The following is a 17,602-nucleotide window of genomic DNA, read 5'->3' as shown; positions in this document are numbered from 1 at the left end:
TGTGGGATCCGAAAGGAACCCACAGGGAATTTTTGTTTTCCCCGGGGATCTTCAGGGCTGTTCGGGCTGCGTGGGCCGGTGAGGCCTGGGCGGGCCGCTCGGGCCGCGTCGGCCGGTGGGGGCTGGGCGGGCCGGTTCGCAGAGCCTCCGAGGTGTCCGGCACAACCGAAAACCGGACACGAGATGGCAACGATCGGACGGTTTGAGCTTCCCCTGAGGTATTCGCCCGATTTCGGCCCATAGGCTGCTTTCCGTTTGTCCGGAATACCGAGGCAAAGCCGCACATACGCCGACACCACCCGATGAACCCCGAGCGAGAGGACCGATACGTTGAGTGAGCCAGAGTCGCCGACGGCATCACACCACAACTACCGCCGATCGCTCGGCACCATCAGCCTGACCGCCGTCGGGCTCGGGTCGATCATCGGATCCGGCTGGCTGTTCGGCGCCGAGCGCGCCGCCCGGCTGGCGGGCCCGGCGTCGATCCTGGCCTGGGTGATCGGGGCCGCGGTCGCGCTGACCATCGCCCTGACCTACAGCGAGCTGGGCTCGATGTTCCCCAAGGCCGGTGGCATGGTCCGGTACGGCCAGTACTCGCACGGCTCGCTCGCCGGGTACCTCGCCGCCTGGGCCAACTGGATCGCCATCGTCTCGGTCATCCCCGGCGAGGCCACCGCCTCCGTCCAGTACATGAGCTCCTGGCACTTCGACTGGGCGAAGGGGCTGTACGACGGCAAGGAGCTCACCCTCAGCGGGGTGGCGCTGGCCAGCGTGCTGCTGGTGGGCTACTTCGTCCTGAACTGGTTCGCGATCACGCTGTTCGCCAAGACCAACACCGCGATCACCGTCTTCAAGGTCGTCGTGCCGACGCTGACCGCCGGCGCCCTGCTGTTCGCCCACTTCGACACCGCCCACTTCACCGACCACGGCGGGTTCGCGCCGAACGGCTGGAGCGCGGTGTTCACCGCCGTCGCGGTGTCCGGCATCGTCTGGGCCTTCAACGGCTTCCAGTCGCCGCTCAACCTCGCCGGCGAGGCCCGCGACCCCGGCAAGTCGCTGCCGAAGGCCGTCATCGGCTCCATCCTGATCGCGCTGGTGATCTACGTCGCGCTGCAGGTCGCCTTCCTCGGCGCCATCCCGGCCGCCGACCTCTCGAACGGCTGGAGCGGCCTCGGCTACACCTCGCCGCTGGCCGACCTCTCGATCGCCTGGGGCCTCAACTGGCTCGCCCTGCTGCTGTACGCGGACGCGTTCATCTCCCCCAGCGGCACCGGCATGATCTACGCCGCCACCACCTCGCGCATGATCCACGGCGTGCAGGAGAACGGCCACCTGCCGAAGGTCTTCGGCAAGGTCGACGCGCGCACCGGCATCCCGCGCCCCGCGCTGGTCCTCAACCTGGTGGTCGCGTTCCTCTTCCTCGCCGTCTTCCGCGGCTGGGGCTCGCTGGCCGAGATCGTCTCGGTGGCCACCGTGATCTCCTACATCACCGGCCCGGTCGCCGTGATGGCGCTGCGCCGCCTCGCCCCCGACCTGCCCCGGCCGGTCCGGCTGCGGGCCATGCCCGTCATCGCCCCGGTCGCGATGGTCTTCGGCTCGCTGGTCCTCTACTGGGCCCGCTGGCCGCTCACCGGCAAGGTCATCCTGCTGATGGCCGCCGGCCTGCCGATCTGGGCCTGGTACGAGCTGCGCAAGCCGTGGGCCGAGCTGCGGCCGAACCTGAAGGCGGGCGCCTGGATGGTCGCCTACCTGTTCGTGATGGCGGGTATCTCCTGGGCCGGCAGCACCGACTTCGGCGGCCAGGGCTACCTGCCCGAGGGCTGGGACCTCCTGGTCGTCGCCGCCATCGGCCTCGCCTTCTACTACTGGGGCGTCGCCAGCGCCTGGGCCAACCCGTCGCTGGCCGCCGTCCGGCGGGAGCTGGACGCCGAGGCCGCGACCGCGGCCACCGCGGAGGGCGCGGCCGGCGCCGGCACCGTGGAGGGCGCCGGAAGCGGCCGGGAGCCGTCGAAGGTCTGATCCCTGATCCCTGTAGGAGTCGAGGGGCCGGTCGGATTGTCCGACCGGCCCCTCGGCGTTGGCGGGGCCCGGGCTCGGGGGCGGGCCTGGGGGGTGGGGGTAGGGAGGCGGGGAGGCGGGGAGTAACAGATGACAGGTTTCAGCGAACAGATTTCAGATGACAGATTTCATATTCTGTTCGCTGACATCTGTCAGTTGAATTCTGTCAGCTGCCGGCTGTCGGCCGTCCACCATCGGTCGCCATCGGCGCTCCGGGCGTTCCGGCTGCTCCGCTCACCCTGACCGACGCGGTCAGCCCCGGCGGGCGCGGCGGATGGCCGAGGTGAGGACCGGGGGCAGCAGGTCCCTGGCCGCGCGCTTGGCGACGTTGGCGGGGCGGCGCTGGTCGGCCGCACGGGCGCGGCGGGCGGCGAGGTCGCGGGCCGCCTCCTCCTGCGCCTCCTGGACAGCGCGGCGGGACTCCTCGGCCTCGCGGCGGGCGGCCTCCGCGGCCAGCCGGTGCTGGTGCCGCGACGGACGGAAGGACTCGATGCCCTCCGAGCTGCCGGTCATCCGGAGCACCTGCTGCCCGTTCAGGGTCTCGGTGCTCAGGTAGCAGCCCGCGGCCAGGTCCACCCGCTCGAGCAGGTCCCGCTGGAACGGCTCCGGGTCCCCCCAGGTGCCGTAGAACTTGCACTCGGTGAGCATGATCGGCTTCAGCCCGTGGTTGAAGACCGCTCCCCAGGTGGCCGCGGCCACGCCCGGGGTGTGCTGCGAGCGGTAGTCGTCCAGCACCACGACGCCCTGGTCCTGCAGCGCGACGCGCGCGACCTGGAGGTCGCCGACGACGTGCTCGTACAGGTGCGAGGCGTCGATGTGGATGAACCGGAACGCGCCCGCGGGGATCCGCCCGCCGGCCAGGACCGAGGTCGGGGCCTGGATGATCTCCGGGAGCCGCTCGTGGAAGGAGAGGTAGTTGGACTCGAAGGCGGAGCGGGTCAGCGACTTGCGGTAGGAGATGTCCATCTCGGCGGCGTTCTCGTCGTCCGGCGCGTCCGAGTCGAAGAGGTCACAGACGGTGAACGTCTCACCGGGCTGGAGGTGCTCGCCGATCACGATCGCACTGCGGCCCAGGTACGCACCCATCTCCAGCAGGTCGCCGGTGACCCCGGCCTTCTCCTGCCGCGCCATGAACCAGTCGAACGAGTGCCGGTCGTGGTCCCAGAACCAGCCCGGGACGTCGTCCAGAACAGCCGGCTCGACAGGCCGCTGAGACTCGTCCTTCAACGCGGCATCGGTCACGGGATGCTCCTTATGCGGTACGGATGACCTGCGGATTTGAGCCAGACCTCAGCCCGGTGGCAGCATCCCGGCGGCTCCCCCGGACACGCGTGTCCCGGCCATGCACACCACTACGAACCACTGGCAACAGTAGTGCCCCGTGGCTGAGTTCGCTGCAATCTACAGTGACGCCCGCCACCGTGAGGAGCTTTTCGCGCGATGAGTTTCGTGATCGGTCGGTTCGCTTCCGGAGGGTGAGCACGGAGCCTTCGGGAGGCTTCGGCCACCGCGCCGCGGCGGCCCCTCCGGCCTCGTCCGCGCGGCGCGGTCCCGGCCGGTCGGCGCGGGCGCCGGGCCCCGGTCCGATCGGCCGGCGGTGCAGCAGCCCGTCCGTCAACTCCGTTCCGGGCGAGGGGCGGTGGGCCCGGCGGCGGAGGGTCTGGCCGCAGGTGACCGGGGTGGTCCCGCGATGGCGCGCCCGGGCGCGGGGCGAGCCGTCCGGGGAGTGCAGCACGGGGTTCGCACCGAGGTAACCGGCTGGTCCACCGGACCGGATTGACTCTTGCGCGCGGCCGCTCCGGCCGCCTTGACTGGCCTACCTACTAGCACTGTTAGTTAATCGGCTGATCGGATGAGAGGACACTCGGTGCAGCAGTACGCGGAGTACCGCGACCAGTACATCGACGGCGCCTGGCGGCCCTGCGGGGACGGCGCCGGGACGATCACGGTGCTGAACCCGGCGACCGAGCAGGTGCTCGCCACCGTCCCGGCCGGCGGCACCGCCGACGTCGACGCCGCGGTCACCGCGGCCCGCCGGGCCGCCCCCGCCTGGGCGGCGACCACCCGCGAGGACCGGCTCGCCCTGCTCACCGCGCTGCGGGACGGGATCGCCGCCGCCCAGGAGGAGATCACCGCGACGGTGGTCGCCGAGCTCGGCGCCCCGGTCGGCTTCGCCGCCGCCGTGCACGCCGGGCTGCCCCTGACCGTCGCGACCTCGTACCTGGCACTGCTCGCCGAGCACCCCTTCGAGGAGCGGATCGGCAACTCGCTGGTGCTCGCCGAACCCGCCGGGGTGGTCGCCGCGATCACGCCGTGGAACTACCCGCTGCACCAGATCGTCGCCAAGGTCGTCCCGGCGCTCGCGGCCGGCTGTCCGGTCGTCCTCAAGCCGGCCGAGGACACCCCGCTGGTGGCCCGACTGTTCGCCCGCCTGGTGCACGAAGCGGGCCTGCCCGCAGGCGTGTTCAACCTGGTGACCGGTACCGGAGCGGTGGCCGGCGCGGCGCTCGCCGCCCACCCCGGAGTGGACGTGGTCTCGTTCACCGGTTCCACCGCCGTCGGCCGGCAGGTCGCCGAGACGGCCGGCCGGGGGCTCAAGAGGGTCGCCCTGGAGCTCGGCGGCAAGTCCGCCAACGTGGTGCTGCCCGGGGCGGACCTCGCCCGGGCGGTCAACGTGAACATCGCCAACGTCTTCGCCAACTCCGGCCAGACGTGCAGCGCGTGGACCCGTCTGCTGGTGCACCGGGACCACTACGAGGAGGCGGTCGCGACGGCCGCCAAGGCCGCCGCCAAGTACCTCCCGGGCGATCCGGCCGACCCGCGGACCCGGATCGGCCCGCTCGTCAGCGCCGCCCAGCTCGCCCGGGTGCGCCGCCACGTCGAGGGGGCGCTCGCCGAGGGCGCCCGGCTGGTCGCCGGCGGCGCGGAGCCCGTCCCCGGACTTCCCACCGGCTTCTACGTCCTGCCGACCGTACTCGCGGACGTCACACCGGACATGACGATCGCTCAGGAGGAGGTCTTCGGGCCCGTCCTGGTGATCCTGCCCTACCGGGACGAGGACCACGCGGTCGAACTCGCCAACGGTACCGAGTACGGCCTGGCCGGGGGTGTCTGGGCAGCGGACACCGCCACCGCCGCCGCGTTCGCCCGCCGCCTCGACACCGGCCAGGTCGACCTCAACGGCGGCCGGTTCAACCCGCTCGCCCCGTTCGGCGGTTACAAGAGCTCGGGGCTCGGCCGCGAGCTCGGCCGCCACGGCCTGGAGGAGTTCCTGCAGTACAAGTCGCTTCAGTTCTAGGCCGGACAGGCCCCCGCGGGGATCCTCCCGGGCCCGCCCGCGGTTGCGCGGGCGGGCCCGGGAACGGCTGCAGCTGCACGGACGGACTGGCGGGCCCGGGATCAGGCCTGGGTCCGGGCCTGGTCCCGGGCCCGCTCGCGGCCCGGTCAGACCAGGTCGACGCCCGGGTAGAGGGGGAAGGGGGCGAGGAGGTCCGCGGCGCGCTTGGCGATCCCGTCGCGCACCGCGTCGTCGAGCCGGTACTGGGCCTTGGAGGCGGCGCCGCCGGCGCCGGTGGCCGGGGTGGTGGCACGCAGGACGGTGTCGATCAGCGCGGCGATCTCGTCCATCTCGGCGGTGCCGAGGCCGCGGGTGGTCAGTGCCGGGGTGCCCAGGCGCACGCCGGAGGTGTACCAGGCACCGTTCGGGTCCTGCGGGACGGAGTTGCGGTTGGTGACGACGCCCGAGTCCAGCAGCGCCGCCTCGGCCTGGCGGCCGGTCAGGCCGTAGCCCGTCACGTCGGCGAGCACGAGGTGGTTGTCGGTGCCGCCGGTGACCAGCTTGCCGCCGCGGCGCAGCAGGCCCTCGGCGAGCGCCCTGGCGTTGTCGACGACGGCCCGGGCGTAGGCCTGGAACTCCGGGCGGCGGGCCTCGGCGAAGGCGACGGCCTTGGCGGCCATGACGTGCGAGAGCGGGCCGCCGAGCACCAGCGGGCAGCCGCGGTCGACGTGCTCGGCCAGCTCGGCGGTGGAGAGCACCATGCCACCGCGCGGGCCGCGCAGCGACTTGTGGGTGGTGGTGGTGACGATGTGGGCGTGCCGGACGGGGTCGTGGTCGCCGGTCAGCACCTTGCCCGCGACCAGGCCGGCGAAGTGCGCCATGTCGACCATGAGGGTCGCGCCGACCTCGTCCGCGATCTCGCGCATCCGGCGGAAGTCGACCAGCCGCGGGTACGCGGAGTAGCCGGCCACCAGGATCAGCGGGCGGAACTCGCGGGCGGTCTCGCGCAGCGCGTCGTAGTCGATCAGGCCGGTCACCGGGTCGGTGCCGTAGCTGCGCTGGTCGAACATCTTGCCCGAGATGTTGGGGCGGAAGCCGTGGGTGAGGTGGCCGCCGGTGTCCAGGGACATGCCGAGCATCCGCTGGTTGCCGAGCGCCTGGCGCAGTTCGGCCCAGTCCTGCTCGGTGAGGTCGTTGACGTTGCGGACCTTCGCCCGTTCCAGCGCCGGGCTCTCGACGCGCTGGGAGAGGACCGCCCAGAAGGCGGTGAGGTTGGCGTCGATGCCGGAGTGCGGCTGGACGTAGGCGTGGTCGGCGCCGAACAGGGCGCGCGCGTGCTCGGCGGCGATGGTCTCGACGGTGTCGACGTTGCGGCAGCCCGCGTAGAAGCGGCGGCCGGCGGTGCCCTCGGCGTACTTGTCGCTGAGCCAGTTGCCCATGGCGAGCAGGACGGCCGGGGAGGCGTAGTTCTCGCTGGCGATCAGCTTGAGCGAGGCGCGCTGGTCCTCGAGCTCCTGCCCGATCGCGGCGGCGATCCGGGGCTCGACGCCGGCGACGACGTCGAGGGCGCTGCGGAAGGCGGTGTCGGCCGCGGCGTCGGCGGTGGTGTGGGGGCGGGCTGCGTGCGGAGTGGCCAAGGCTGTCTCCTCAAGGGGATGCGGACGGCCCAGGCGCTCGGCAACTTGACGTGACACTCCACGGAGCCGCTTCCCGATGGTTGATTCCATCCCTACGCGCCAGTCGCAGCCCACCGGGATCGTATCAACATCGGACGGACTGTGGCGGAGGTCTCAGAATGCGGAACGGGCCGCCCGTTTTGGCGGGCTATGTCCTTTCTCGTGCAACGCCCGTGTTGCGGCGAAATGAAGCCGCCACATTTCCCGTAACAGTGCCCAGGAATTTCCGTCCGGGTGATTTGCGGAGCGCCCGCGGCATCCGATCTGATGTCTTTTCGAAGGCCGACGGGAAACCCCCGGAGGCCCCTTCGGAAATGCACACCAGCGCACCCTCACCCACAGGGCGGCGGAGAATTCGGGGAGTACGCCTCTCATGGCCGTGGTCGAAACACCCGCGGGGCCCCGCCCCGCACCCGCCGCGCCGGGGCTGCTCGGCCGCCTCCGCCGGGACCGGGTCGGCGCCGCCGCGCTCGCCGTCGTCCTGCTGTTCCTGCTGCTCGCGCTCGCCGCCCCGCTGATCGCCGCCCTCTACGGGAGGAACCCGGTCGAGCACTACGGCCAGAACGCTCCCGGCCTGCTCAGCGACGGCGGCCTGCCGGTACTGCCGAACGGCGGCATCTCCGGCGACTTCTGGTTCGGTCTGGAGCCCGGCCTGGGCCGGGACGTGCTGACCCAGCTGCTCTACGGCATCCGCACCTCGCTCCTGATCGCCTTCGCCTCCGCCGCCGTGACCACCGCGCTCGGCGTCCTGGCCGGGGTCGCGATCGGCTACCTGGGCGGGGCCGCCGACCGGATGTTCGGTTTCCTGGCCAATGTGCTGCTCGCTTTCCCGACCCTGCTCCTGCTGCTCGCGCTCAGCCCGGTCATTCAGTCCCGACTGGTCGACCCGGGCGCCGCGGAACCGGAGTGGATGCAGTTCCTGGTCCTGATCCTGGTATTCTCCGCGTTCGGCTGGATTCCGCTGGCACTTTCCCTCCGGGCCACCGTCCGTTCGCTCCGGGAAAGGGATTTCGTGCAGTCCGCACGGGCCCAGGGCGCGAGCCGCTTCCACGTCGTCGTCCACGAACTGCTGCCGAACGTCCGCTCGCAACTCCTGGTGCACGCCACCATGGCGGTGCCGGCCTTCGTCGCCTCCGAGGCGGTGCTGTCCTTCCTCGGCGTCGGCATCACCGAACCCGTCCCCGACTGGGGGCGGATGATCTCGCGCGGCTCCGAGGTCTTCCAGGCCGACCCGACCTACATGGTCTTCCCCGGTGTGGCGCTGCTGGTCTTCGTGCTCGCCTTCAACCTGCTCGGCGACGCCGTCCGCGACGCGCTGGACCCGCGCTCCGGGCGCTGAGTCCGGACGGCCCACGGCGGGGCCGCGAGGCCGCCGGGTCCGCTGGGTCCGCCGGGTCCGCCGGGTCCGCCTGACCGGGCAGGTCTGCCAGGCCGGGCAGGTCAACACATCACCAGGCCACCGTCCTGCCGTCATTCCCTCAGCCCCTCAGCCCGCCTTCCCCTCAGCCCGCCTTCCCGCCATCCCGTCATCCCCCGTCGGACACCCGTGTCCGACGTCCACCCCGCGTCCACCCCCGGTCAGGGGGCAAGGAGAGATTCGCCATGCGCTGGACCAAACCGTCCCTCGCCGTCGTCGCCACCGCCCTGCTGGCGAGCGCCTGCTCGGCCGGTGCGGGCACCGGCCCGGCCCCCGCCGGCGCGGCCGCCAAGGATACCGCCCCGCTGACCGCCGCCCTCGGCAGCGAGAAGGACAGCGCGGGCCCGGCCCCCGCCGTCTCCGGCGCCCGGGCCGGCGGCACCGTCAACGTCTACAACGCCACCGACTTCCGCCACCTCGACCCGCAGAAGGTCTACGCGGGCGCCGCCTACAACGCCTCGCTGCTCTGGGGCCGGCAGCTGACGCAGTACCAGGTCGTCGACGGAAAGGCCAAGCTGGTCGGCGACCTGGCCACCGACACCGGCACCTCCACCGACGGAGGCCGCACCTGGACGTACCGGCTCAAGCCGGGCGTGGCCTGGGAGGACGGTCAGCCGATCACCTCCCAGCAGGTCAAGTACGGCATCGAGCGCAGCTTCGGCAAGGGCTACGAGGTCGGCCCGCCCTACTGGCCGCAGTGGCTCACCGGCGAGGCCAGCTACGAGGACGCCCGCAAGAAGTACGCCGGGCCGCAGGACGGCGACCTCGCCGCCGTCGAGACCCCCGACGACCGCACCCTCGTCCTCCACTTCCCGCAGCCGCAGGCCGACGTGCCCTACATGGCCGCGCAGTCCTCCTCCTCCCCGGTCCGCAAGGACAAGGACACGGGGACCGACTACGACCGCCAGCCCTTCGCCAGCGGCCCGTACCGGATCGTCGAGCACGTCCAGAACACCCGGCTGGTGCTGGAGCGCAACCCGTACTGGAAGGCCGAGACCGACCCGATCCGCAGCCAGTACCCGGAGAAGTTCGTCTTCACCTTCGGCAAGGAGGCGCTCAACATCAACCAGGAGATCCTCTCCGGCCGGGACGGCGGCGCCGACGCCACCACCGTCTCCACCGCCCTCTCCCCCGAGCTGTACCAGACCGCCGACACCGACCCGAAGGCCAGGGAGCTGGTCGTCTCCGGCCGCCAGGGCGCCTTCGTCACCCAGCTGGTGATCAACAACGAGCGGGTGCCGGACGTCGCCGTCCGCAGGGCCCTGCACCTCGCCTACCCGCGCCAGCAGGCGCGGCAGGTCCAGGGCGGCTCCCGGGTCGGCGAGCTCGCCACCACCCTGAGCTCGCCCGCCCTCCTCGACTGGGAGAAGTACGACCTCGACCCCGTGAAGCCCGAGGGCGACCCGGAGGCCGCCAAGTCCGCCCTCGCCGCGGCCAAGCAGCCGCCCGCGCCGCTCACCTACGGCTACGCCAACACGCCCGTCGGGCAGCGCGTCGCCCAGGTGCTGGTGGACGGCTTCGCCAAGGCCGGCATCACCGTCGTGCCCAAGCCGATCGACCCCAAGGCGCTGCTGGACGAGGTGCACCGCGCCGACTCCCCCTACGACCTGTTCGAGGAGACCAGCTCCGTCGACTGGCCGACCCCGTCCACGCTGATCCCGTTCTCCTTCGACGGGCGCGCCGGCAGCGACCTCAACTCCGCGCGCTACCGCAACCCGGCCGTCGACCAGGAGATCGACCGGATCAACCAGATCGGCGAGCCGCGCGCCAAGGCCAAGGAGCTGTACGCGCTGGAGCGGACCGTCATGAAGGACCTGCCGGTGCTGCCGTTCGCCTACCCGACGGTCAACCAGCTGCACGGCTCCAACGTCGGCGGGGCGTTCATCCACCCGATCTACGGCACGGTCAGCCTGGCCTGGCTGTACCTGAAGTCCTGAGCCGACCGCCGGCCCGTCCCCGCTGCCGTCGCGAGAGGTGGCGGGGACGGGCCGGCGGGCCGGCGGGCGCCTCTCCCTGGCGGTCCCCCGCCGTTCCCTCCTGCCCGGCCGCCGTTCCCGACGGCCCCGTTTCCGACCGCCGCTCTCTCCGACGGCCGCTGTTCCCGACGCCCGCTGTTCCCGACGCCCGCTGTTCCCGACGACCCCGGACCGGTCATGCTCTCCTTCGCCCTGCGACGGGCCCTCCAGGCGCTCGCCGTCCTGGTCGCGGTCTCCGCCGCCGCCTTCGCCCTCTTCTACGCCGCCCCCGCCGACCCGGCCCGCGCGGCCTGCGGACCGCGCTGCGACAGCGGCCAGGTCACGGCGGTCCGCCAGAGCATGGGCCTCGACCAGCCCCTGCTCACCCAGTACGGCGACTACCTGTCCGGGATCGTCGCCGGGCGGGACATCAGCGACGTGGACGGCTCGGTCATCCACTGCACCGCGCCCTGCCTCGGCTACTCCTACCGGCTGCACCAGCCCGTCACCGAGGCGCTGCTCGACCACCTGCCGGTCACCTTCTCGCTCACCGCGGGCGCGCTCGCCGTCCTGCTGGTGCTCGGCCTGGGCACCGGGTTCGTCTCCGCGCTGCGCCACGGCGGCCGCACGGACCGGCTGCTCTCCGGGTTCACCCTCGTCGGCGCCAGCGTGCAGATCTACTTCCTCGGGTACGTCGCACAGTGGGCGCTGGTCTACTCCACCGGGCTGCTGCCGTTGCCCTCCTACACCCCGCCGGCCGAGGACCCGGCCGCCTGGGCGGGCGGCATGCTGCTGCCCTGGCTCGTCCTCGGCTTCGTCAACTCCGCGGTGTTCGCCCGGCTCTCGCGCTCCCAGCTGCTGGAGACGATGAACGAGGAGTACGTCCGCACGGCCCGCGGCAAGGGCCTCGGCCGACTGCGCGCCCACCTCAAGTACACCGCGCGCGGCGCCGCCGGACCGCTGGTGCAGCTGATCGGCCTGGAGGCCGGAGTGCTGCTCGGCGGGGCGGTGATCACCGAGACGGTCTTCGGACTGAACGGCGTCGGGCGGTTCGCCGCCGAGGCGGTCTCGGGCCAGGACCTGCCCGCCGTGGTCGGGGCGGTGCTGCTGGCCGCCTGCTTCGTGGTGCTGTTCGTCGCCCTGGCCGACCTGGTGGTCGCCTGGCTCGACCCGCGTATCCGCCTGAGCTGACTGGAGCCGATTCCGATGACGTCCGCCCTTGAACCCCTTGAACCCCTTGGGCCTGTTGAACCCCTTGGGCCTGTTCAGCCCCTTGAGGCCGTCCGCTCCCTTGAGGCTGGCCGGCGCCTTGCAGCCGTACGGCCGCCCGGGGCCGTCCCGTCCCGTGGGTCCGCCGGGCCCGGTACGCCGCCCGCGGTGGAGCCGGTGCTGAGCGTCCGCGACCTGACCGTCACCTTCGCCGATCCGCGCGGCGGTGCCCCGGTGGCCGCCGTTCGGGGGCTGTCCTTCGACCTCGCCCCCGGTGAAGTCCTCGGCCTGGTCGGGGAGTCGGGCTCCGGCAAGTCCGCCACCGGACTGGCCGTGCTCGGCCTGCACGACCCGCGCACCACCGCCGTCACCGGCTCGATCCGGCTGGGCGGAGCGGAACTGGTGGGCGCGCCGGAGTCCGTGCTGCGCGGCGTCCGGGGCGGCCGGGCCGCGCTGGTCTTCCAGGACGCGCTCACCTCGCTCAGCCCCTTCCACGGCGTGGGCGCCCAACTCGCCGAGATGTACCGGCTGCACCACCCGGGCGCGGGCCGTGCCGGGGCCCGCCGCCGGGCCGCCGAGATGCTCGACCGGGTCGGCATCCCGGCCGCCCGGGTGCGCGACTACCCGCACCAGTTCTCCGGCGGGATGCGCCAGCGCGTGATGATCGCCATGGCCCTGATGAACGATCCGCAGGTGCTGATCGCCGACGAGCCGACCACCGCCCTCGACGCCCGCGTCCAGCGGCAGGTCCTCGACCTGCTCGGCGAGTTGCAGCGCGAGCACGGGACGGCGGTGCTGCTGGTCAGCCACGACCTCGGTGTCGTCGCGGGCACCACGGACCGCACCCTGGTGATGCGCGGCGGCGCCGAGGTCGAGTCCGCGCCGACCGCCGCACTGCTGGCCGCGCCGCGCGAACCGTACACCCGCGCCCTGGTGGGCGCCGCGCTGACCCTGGACTCCGTACCGGGCGCCCCACTCCCGACAGTTGACGATCCGTCACCGAAAGCACGGCGCTTCGCCCCCCGCACGGTCGAGCACCCCGCACAAACCGCGCACCCGCTGATCGAGGTGACGGACCTCGCCGTCCGCTTCCCCGGCCGGCGCCGCCTCGGCTCGCTGCGCGCCGAGCCCGTCCGGGCCGTCGAGGGCGTCGGTCTGCGCATCGCCCCCGGTGAGACGCTCGGACTGGTGGGCGAGTCCGGATCCGGCAAGTCCACGACCGCACGGGTCCTGGCCGGCCTCCAGCGGCCCACCGCGGGCCGGGTCCGCTACGACGGCCAGGACGCCACCCGCCCGGACCGGGAGCTGCGGCGCAGGCTCAGCCGGGAGGTCCAGCTCGTCTTCCAGGACCCGTACGCCTCGCTCAACCCGCGCCGCACCGTCGCCCGGACCCTGGACACCCCGCTGCGCCTGCACACCGAGCTCGACGCGGCGCAGCGGCGGGAGCGCTCGGCCGAACTGCTGGAGCAGGTCGGACTGTCCGCCGCACACCTGGACCGCTACCCGCACGAGTTCTCCGGCGGCCAGCGCCAGCGGATCGGCATCGCCCGGGCCCTCGCCCCGCGACCGCGCCTGATCATCGCCGACGAGCCGGTGTCGGCGCTCGACGTCTCGGTGCAGGCCCAGGTGCTCAACCTGCTCATGGAGCTGCGCGAACGCCTGGGCGTGGCCTTCCTGTTCGTCTCCCACGACCTCGCGGTCGTGCGGCACTTCTGCGACCGGGTGGCCGTGATGCACCGCGGCCGGCTGGTCGAGTCCACCGACCGCGACCGGCTGTTCGACGCCCCGCACACGGACTACACCAGGGAGCTGCTGGCCGCGGTGCACCAGGGGCCGCCCGGGTACCGGTGCTAGCGGGTGCGACCAGGGAGGACGGGGCGTGCGGTCGACCTGCGGCCGGCGTGCGGCCGTTCGCCGGTCGTTCGGCTGCGCGAGCGCGGCTCAAGGGGTTAGCGTGCTGGCGTCGCGTGGTGGGGATCGCCGGCCACCGACCTCGCCAATCAAGGGGGCACATTGTCGGACGACCTGCTCATCGCAAAGATCAACCACGGATTCGACCACCTCGACGCCGACGGCGACGGCCTCCTCACCGAGCGGGACCACGTCCTCATGGGCCACTCGGTGGCGCGGTCGCTCGGACACCAGGAGGGCTCGGAGGCGGAGGCCGTCATCGTCCGCGCCTATCTGACGATCTGGCACGACCTGCACCTCGCCAGGCTGCCCACCGGCACCGAGGCGATCACCCGGGCCCAGTTCGTCGCCTCCACCGGCTCGCTCGCCGACGACCCGGAGGCCGCGCGGGCCAGCATCGGCGCGCTCGCCGAGGCCTTCCTCGCCGTCGCCGACGCCGACCGCAGCGGGACCGTCGACGCCGGCGAGTTCTTCGTCTTCCAGCGCGGCCACTTCGTCGGCCTCTCCCGCGACGACTCCGACGAGGCCTTCCGCCACCTCGACCGGGACGGCGACGGCACGCTGTCCGCGGCCGAGTTCACCAGCGCGATCATCGAGTTCTGGACCAGCCGCGACCCGGACGCCCCGGGCAACTGGTGGACGGGCAAGCCGCCGCACGCCTTCTGAGGCACCGGGCCGGACCGGGCGGCGGCGGCCCTCACGCGCCGGAACCGCGAGGGCGGCGGCCGCCCGGCACGGCCCGTCCCGCCAGGGGTCGGTCGTGCAGCGGCGGCCCGGCCAGCCCCGGTCACCCCGGTCGGCCCGGTCACCCCGCCGGGACGATGCGCTCGACGATGGTGTCGATCAGCGCGGCGAGCGCGTCGGCGCCCGCCGTTCCCAAGTCCGTCGTCTCCGAGTCCGCCGTCTCCGAGTCCGCCACCTTGGCGCTCAACACCCCCGGAAGGGTGAGGTGTTCGACGATCAGCCCGGTCATCGCCAGGTAGAGGACCAGCACCGTCTCGCGGTCCCCGGGGAACCCGCCGTCGAGGTGGTAGGCGATGTTGGCCTCCAGCTCCTCCCGGACGGTGCCGGTGAGCTGGGCGCGCAACTCGGGCCGACGGGTGGCCTCCAGGCGCAGTTCGAGCATGGCGAGGTAGCCCGCGCGGTCGGCGGAGATGCGGCGGATCAGGTCGTGCATCAGGGCCGTCACCAGAGCGCGGTCACGCGGGGCGCGCAGCAGGTCGGCGACGACCTCCGGGTCGGGGGTGAGCCGGTGGTGGATGTGCCGGGCGGTCTGGTGGAGCAGGTGGTCGCGGTTGGCGAAGTAGTTGGAGGCCGTGCCGTTCGGGACGCCGGCCTGCACGTCGACCGCACGGAAGGTGAGGCCGCGGGCGCCCTCCCGGGCGAGGACCTCGATGGCGGCGTCGGCGAGGGCGGTACGGCGGGCGGGATTCTGGACCATGCGGCGATTGTGCCCCTCGGGCGCTGCGCGGCGCCGGGCGGGTGCGGGCGGGCCGGTCGGCTGGTCGGCGGGCGGGCGACCAGGCCGGCGAACAGGCGAGCAGGCCCGGGCGCCGGGGAGGGGCAGCACAATACCCCTTGCCAACCACTACGACCGGAGTACTATATCCGCAGTGGTTAACCCGGACGGGCCACCCGACCCGCCGATCCCCCTACCCCGAGGACCTGAATGCGCAAGCTCAGCTACTTCGTCGGCGCCAGCATCGACGGCTTCATCGCCGACCCGGACGGCGGCTTCGACTTCCTCATGGCGCACGTCACCGAGGACTTCGCACCGACGCTCTTCTCCGAGTACCCGGAGACCATCCCCACCCCCGGCCGCGCCGGGAACGGCATCGCCGACGCGCCCAACAAGCGCTTCGACACCGTGCTCATGGGCCGCAGCACCTACGGCCTGGGGGCGGACATCGGCCTCACCGACCCCTACGCCCACCTGCGGCAGATCGTCTTCTCCCGCACCCTCGACACCAGCCCGGACCCGGCCGTCGAGGTCACCGCGGAGGACCCGCTGACCCTCGTCCGCCGCCTCAAGCAGGAGGACGGTCTCGGCATCTGGCTCTGCGGCGGCGGCGAACTGGCCGGCCGGCTGCTACCCGAGATCGACGAGCTGATCGTCAAGCAGTACCCGGTGGTGGCCGGATCCGGCGTCCCGCTGTTCGGCGCGGACTTCGCCCCGCACGCCTTCACGCTCGCCGACTGCCGCGTCTTCGAACGCGGCAACGTCATCCTCACCTACGACCGGACCGCCCCGGGCTCCGACTGACGCTCACCACCAGGCAGACCCCCGCCACCACGATCGCCCCGCCCGCGAGCGTCGACCCGGTCAGCGGCTCGGCCAGGATCATCCAGCCCAGCAGCACCGCCACCACCGGGTTCACGTACGCGTAGGTGGCGACCAGGGTCAGCGGCGCGGAGCGCAACAGCCACGCGTACGCGGTGAAGGCGAGCAGCGAACCGAACAGCACCAGGTAGGCGAGGGACAGCCAGGACCGGCCCGAGACGGCCCCGAGGTCCAGCCCCTGGTGCTCCCCGCGCACCAGTCCGATCAGCAGGTCGGCGAGCCCGCCCGCGAGCATCTGGTAGGCGCTCGCGGCGAGCACGTTGCGCGGCATGGTGATCCGCTTGCTGGCGAACGAGCCGGACGCCCAGCACAGCGTGGCGCAGACGATCAGGACCACGCCGGCGGGCGCGATGTCCCCGCCGATCGCGGGGGCGGAGAGCACCCCCAGGCCGACCAGGCCGAGCAGCACCCCGGCGAGCTCGGCGCGCCGGGGGCGCTCGCCGCCGGCCGCCGTCAGGAGGACCATCCACAGCGGGACCGCCGCCACCAGCAGCGCGGCCAGGCCGGACGGGACGGAGGTCTCCCCCAGCACCACCAGCCCGTTGCCCCCGGTCAGCAGCAGCACGCCCACCAGGGCGGCGGAGCCGAACTCGCGCGGGCTCACCCGCAGCGCGGCCGGGCCCTGGCGCACCAGCAGGTAGCCCGCCAGCAGGAGACCCGCGGTGAGGAAGCGTGCGGACGCGGAGAGGAAGGAGGGCATCGTCTCGACGGTCATCCTGATCGCCAGGTAGGTCGAACCCCACACGACGTACACCACGGCGAGCGCCAGCCAGACCGCACCGCTGCTCGGCCGGGAGGCCGGACGGGCGTCCTCGACGGGGGCGACCGCGCCGCCCGCCGGGCTCTTGGTGAGCGAGGTCCCGGACCCGGAGGCCTCGACCCCGGAAGCCTCGATCCCGGAGGCTTCGGCCGGCCTGGGCTCGGTGGGTGCTGTCATGTGTCTCCCCCTAGGACGGTACTGGCCGAACCTTGCCATGAGAGCGCATCAGCGGCCAGTCCGCCAGTGGGTATCACGAAGTGGGCGCGAGGACGTACGGTGGGCGCTCCCCGCAGCCAGGAGGTCGAACCCGTGTCCGCGTCCGACGAGGCCCTGCCGTTCTTCGTCTACGGCACCCTGCGCAGCGGTGGCTGCAACCACGCCGCCCACCTCGCGGGCCGCTGCGCCGACATCCGGCCGGCGGTCCTGGACGGAGCCGCGCTGCACGACGGACCCGGCTACCCGTACGCGGTGCCGGACGCGACGCCCGGACGCCGCATCGTGGGTGAGCTGGTCACGATCCGCCCGGGCGCGTACGCCGGTGCGCTCACCGCCCTCGACCTGCTGGAGGGGTGCCGGGCGGACGGGACGGGCCTCTACGTGCGGCGACGGCTCACGGTGCGGACGGAGGCCGGGGCAGGGGAGGCGACGGCCGGAGCAGCGGGGCCAGTCGGAGCGGTGGGAACAGTCGGCGGGGCGGAGACGGGCCCGGGTGAGCTGCGGGAGGCCTGGGTGTACCTCGCCGGACCGGCCGTCGCGGCCAGGCTGCGGACACGACCGGCGCTGATCGACTCGGGCGACTGGACGGAGCGGGGGGACGGGGCGGGCGGCTGACGGGTGACAGCTGACAACTTTCAGATTTCAGATTTCAGAGTCTGTTATCTGTCTTCCGTCATCTGTTCTCTGTCGGCGGTCGACGGTCACCTGCCGGCGGGCCACAACTGCCGGCCACCAGCCGTGGCCCGCAGCGGTCCTCCGGCCGTCGGACGGCCGGATACCGC

General features: G+C 72.8%; 13 protein-coding genes and 1 riboswitch. Of the genes, 9 read left to right on the top strand and 4 right to left on the bottom strand.

Features of this window, described 5'->3' with window-relative positions:
* Positions 1 to 330: 330 nt before the first annotated feature.
* Positions 331 to 2,019, top strand: coding sequence for an APC family permease (locus tag ACFYUY_RS03105; protein WP_387897385.1), 1,689 nt, complete (start codon positions 331 to 333; stop codon positions 2,017 to 2,019).
* Between the two features lie 291 nt (positions 2,020 to 2,310).
* On the opposite strand, the gene ACFYUY_RS03100 is transcribed toward ACFYUY_RS03105, so the two are convergent.
* On the bottom strand, positions 2,311 to 3,300 hold the full coding sequence (locus ACFYUY_RS03100; RefSeq protein ID WP_387897382.1) for a class I SAM-dependent methyltransferase: 990 nt from the start codon (positions 3,298 to 3,300) through the stop codon (positions 2,311 to 2,313).
* Positions 3,301 to 3,910: 610 nt separating this feature from the next.
* Between ACFYUY_RS03100 and ACFYUY_RS03095 the strand changes: the two genes are divergently transcribed.
* Positions 3,911 to 5,356 carry an aldehyde dehydrogenase family protein gene (locus ACFYUY_RS03095; protein WP_387897380.1) on the top strand — a complete coding sequence of 482 codons (1,446 nt, stop codon included), beginning with the start codon at positions 3,911 to 3,913 and terminating at the stop codon, positions 5,354 to 5,356.
* Between the two features lie 146 nt (positions 5,357 to 5,502).
* Here ACFYUY_RS03095 and ACFYUY_RS03090 read toward each other — a convergent pair whose 3' ends face one another.
* Positions 5,503 to 6,972, bottom strand: coding sequence for a glycine hydroxymethyltransferase (locus tag ACFYUY_RS03090; RefSeq protein WP_360210696.1), 1,470 nt, complete (start codon positions 6,970 to 6,972; stop codon positions 5,503 to 5,505).
* A 20-nt stretch (positions 6,973 to 6,992) separates the two neighbouring features.
* Positions 6,993 to 7,089: riboswitch (ZMP/ZTP riboswitch) on the bottom strand.
* Positions 7,090 to 7,384: 295 nt separating this feature from the next.
* Between ACFYUY_RS03090 and ACFYUY_RS03085 the strand changes: the two genes are divergently transcribed.
* The 5 genes from ACFYUY_RS03085 to ACFYUY_RS03065 all read left to right on the top strand — a co-directional run bounded on the left by ACFYUY_RS03085 (position 7,385) and on the right by ACFYUY_RS03065 (position 14,169).
* Positions 7,385 to 8,350 carry an ABC transporter permease gene (locus ACFYUY_RS03085; RefSeq protein WP_387897376.1) on the top strand — a complete coding sequence of 322 codons (966 nt, stop codon included), beginning with the start codon at positions 7,385 to 7,387 and terminating at the stop codon, positions 8,348 to 8,350.
* A 263-nt stretch (positions 8,351 to 8,613) separates the two neighbouring features.
* Complete coding sequence (locus ACFYUY_RS03080; protein WP_387897374.1) at positions 8,614 to 10,365, top strand: ABC transporter substrate-binding protein; 1,752 nt, start codon at positions 8,614 to 8,616, stop codon at positions 10,363 to 10,365.
* Between the two features lie 216 nt (positions 10,366 to 10,581).
* Positions 10,582 to 11,574 (top strand): ABC transporter permease, encoded by a 993-nt coding sequence (locus tag ACFYUY_RS03075; RefSeq protein WP_387897372.1) that lies wholly within the window; start codon positions 10,582 to 10,584, stop codon positions 11,572 to 11,574.
* A gap of 186 nt (positions 11,575 to 11,760) precedes the next feature.
* Positions 11,761 to 13,446, top strand: coding sequence for a dipeptide ABC transporter ATP-binding protein (locus tag ACFYUY_RS03070; RefSeq protein ID WP_387897370.1), 1,686 nt, complete (start codon positions 11,761 to 11,763; stop codon positions 13,444 to 13,446).
* Between the two features lie 159 nt (positions 13,447 to 13,605).
* Positions 13,606 to 14,169 (top strand): EF-hand domain-containing protein, encoded by a 564-nt coding sequence (locus ACFYUY_RS03065; RefSeq protein ID WP_360210686.1) that lies wholly within the window; start codon positions 13,606 to 13,608, stop codon positions 14,167 to 14,169.
* 139 nt (positions 14,170 to 14,308) lie between these two features.
* Here the strand turns inward: ACFYUY_RS03065 and ACFYUY_RS03060 are convergent, their stop codons facing one another.
* Complete coding sequence (locus ACFYUY_RS03060; RefSeq protein ID WP_360210684.1) at positions 14,309 to 14,944, bottom strand: TetR family transcriptional regulator; 636 nt, start codon at positions 14,942 to 14,944, stop codon at positions 14,309 to 14,311.
* Positions 14,945 to 15,172: 228 nt separating this feature from the next.
* Between ACFYUY_RS03060 and ACFYUY_RS03055 the strand changes: the two genes are divergently transcribed.
* A complete protein-coding gene (locus tag ACFYUY_RS03055) occupies positions 15,173 to 15,766 on the top strand; it encodes a dihydrofolate reductase family protein (RefSeq protein WP_387897366.1) in 594 nt (197 codons plus the stop codon).
* Here ACFYUY_RS03055 and ACFYUY_RS03050 read toward each other — a convergent pair.
* On the bottom strand, positions 15,732 to 16,781 hold the full coding sequence (locus ACFYUY_RS03050; protein WP_387897363.1) for an EamA family transporter: 1,050 nt from the start codon (positions 16,779 to 16,781) through the stop codon (positions 15,732 to 15,734). The two genes, ACFYUY_RS03055 and ACFYUY_RS03050, sit on opposite strands and share 35 nt — an antisense overlap.
* Positions 16,782 to 16,913: 132 nt before the next feature.
* Between ACFYUY_RS03050 and ACFYUY_RS03045 the strand changes: the two genes are divergently transcribed.
* Positions 16,914 to 17,435, top strand: a complete 522-nt coding sequence (locus ACFYUY_RS03045) for a gamma-glutamylcyclotransferase family protein (protein WP_387897362.1) — start codon at positions 16,914 to 16,916, stop codon at positions 17,433 to 17,435.
* The last annotated feature ends 167 nt before the right edge of the window (positions 17,436 to 17,602 follow it).

It is taken from the genome of Kitasatospora sp. NPDC004745, assembly GCF_042873275.1.
Lineage (GTDB): Bacteria > Actinomycetota > Actinomycetes > Streptomycetales > Streptomycetaceae > Kitasatospora.
This window is presented reverse-complemented; position numbering and strand designations above follow the sequence as displayed.

Bases quoted from the DNA above. Each gene is read 5' to 3' on its own strand.
- ACFYUY_RS03095 (WP_387897380.1), top strand. From the start codon at position 3,911: ATGAGAGGACACTCGGTGCAGCAGTACGCGGAGTACCGCGACCAGTAC.
- ACFYUY_RS03085 (WP_387897376.1), top strand. From the start codon at position 7,385: ATGGCCGTGGTCGAAACACCCGCGGGGCCCCGCCCCGCACCCGCCGCG.
- ACFYUY_RS03080 (WP_387897374.1), top strand. From the start codon at position 8,614: ATGCGCTGGACCAAACCGTCCCTCGCCGTCGTCGCCACCGCCCTGCTG.
- ACFYUY_RS03075 (WP_387897372.1), top strand. From the start codon at position 10,582: ATGCTCTCCTTCGCCCTGCGACGGGCCCTCCAGGCGCTCGCCGTCCTG.
- ACFYUY_RS03060 (WP_360210684.1), bottom strand. From the start codon at position 14,944: ATGGTCCAGAATCCCGCCCGCCGTACCGCCCTCGCCGACGCCGCCATC.
- ACFYUY_RS03055 (WP_387897366.1), top strand. From the start codon at position 15,173: ATGCGCAAGCTCAGCTACTTCGTCGGCGCCAGCATCGACGGCTTCATC.
- ACFYUY_RS03050 (WP_387897363.1), bottom strand. From the start codon at position 16,781: ATGACAGCACCCACCGAGCCCAGGCCGGCCGAAGCCTCCGGGATCGAG.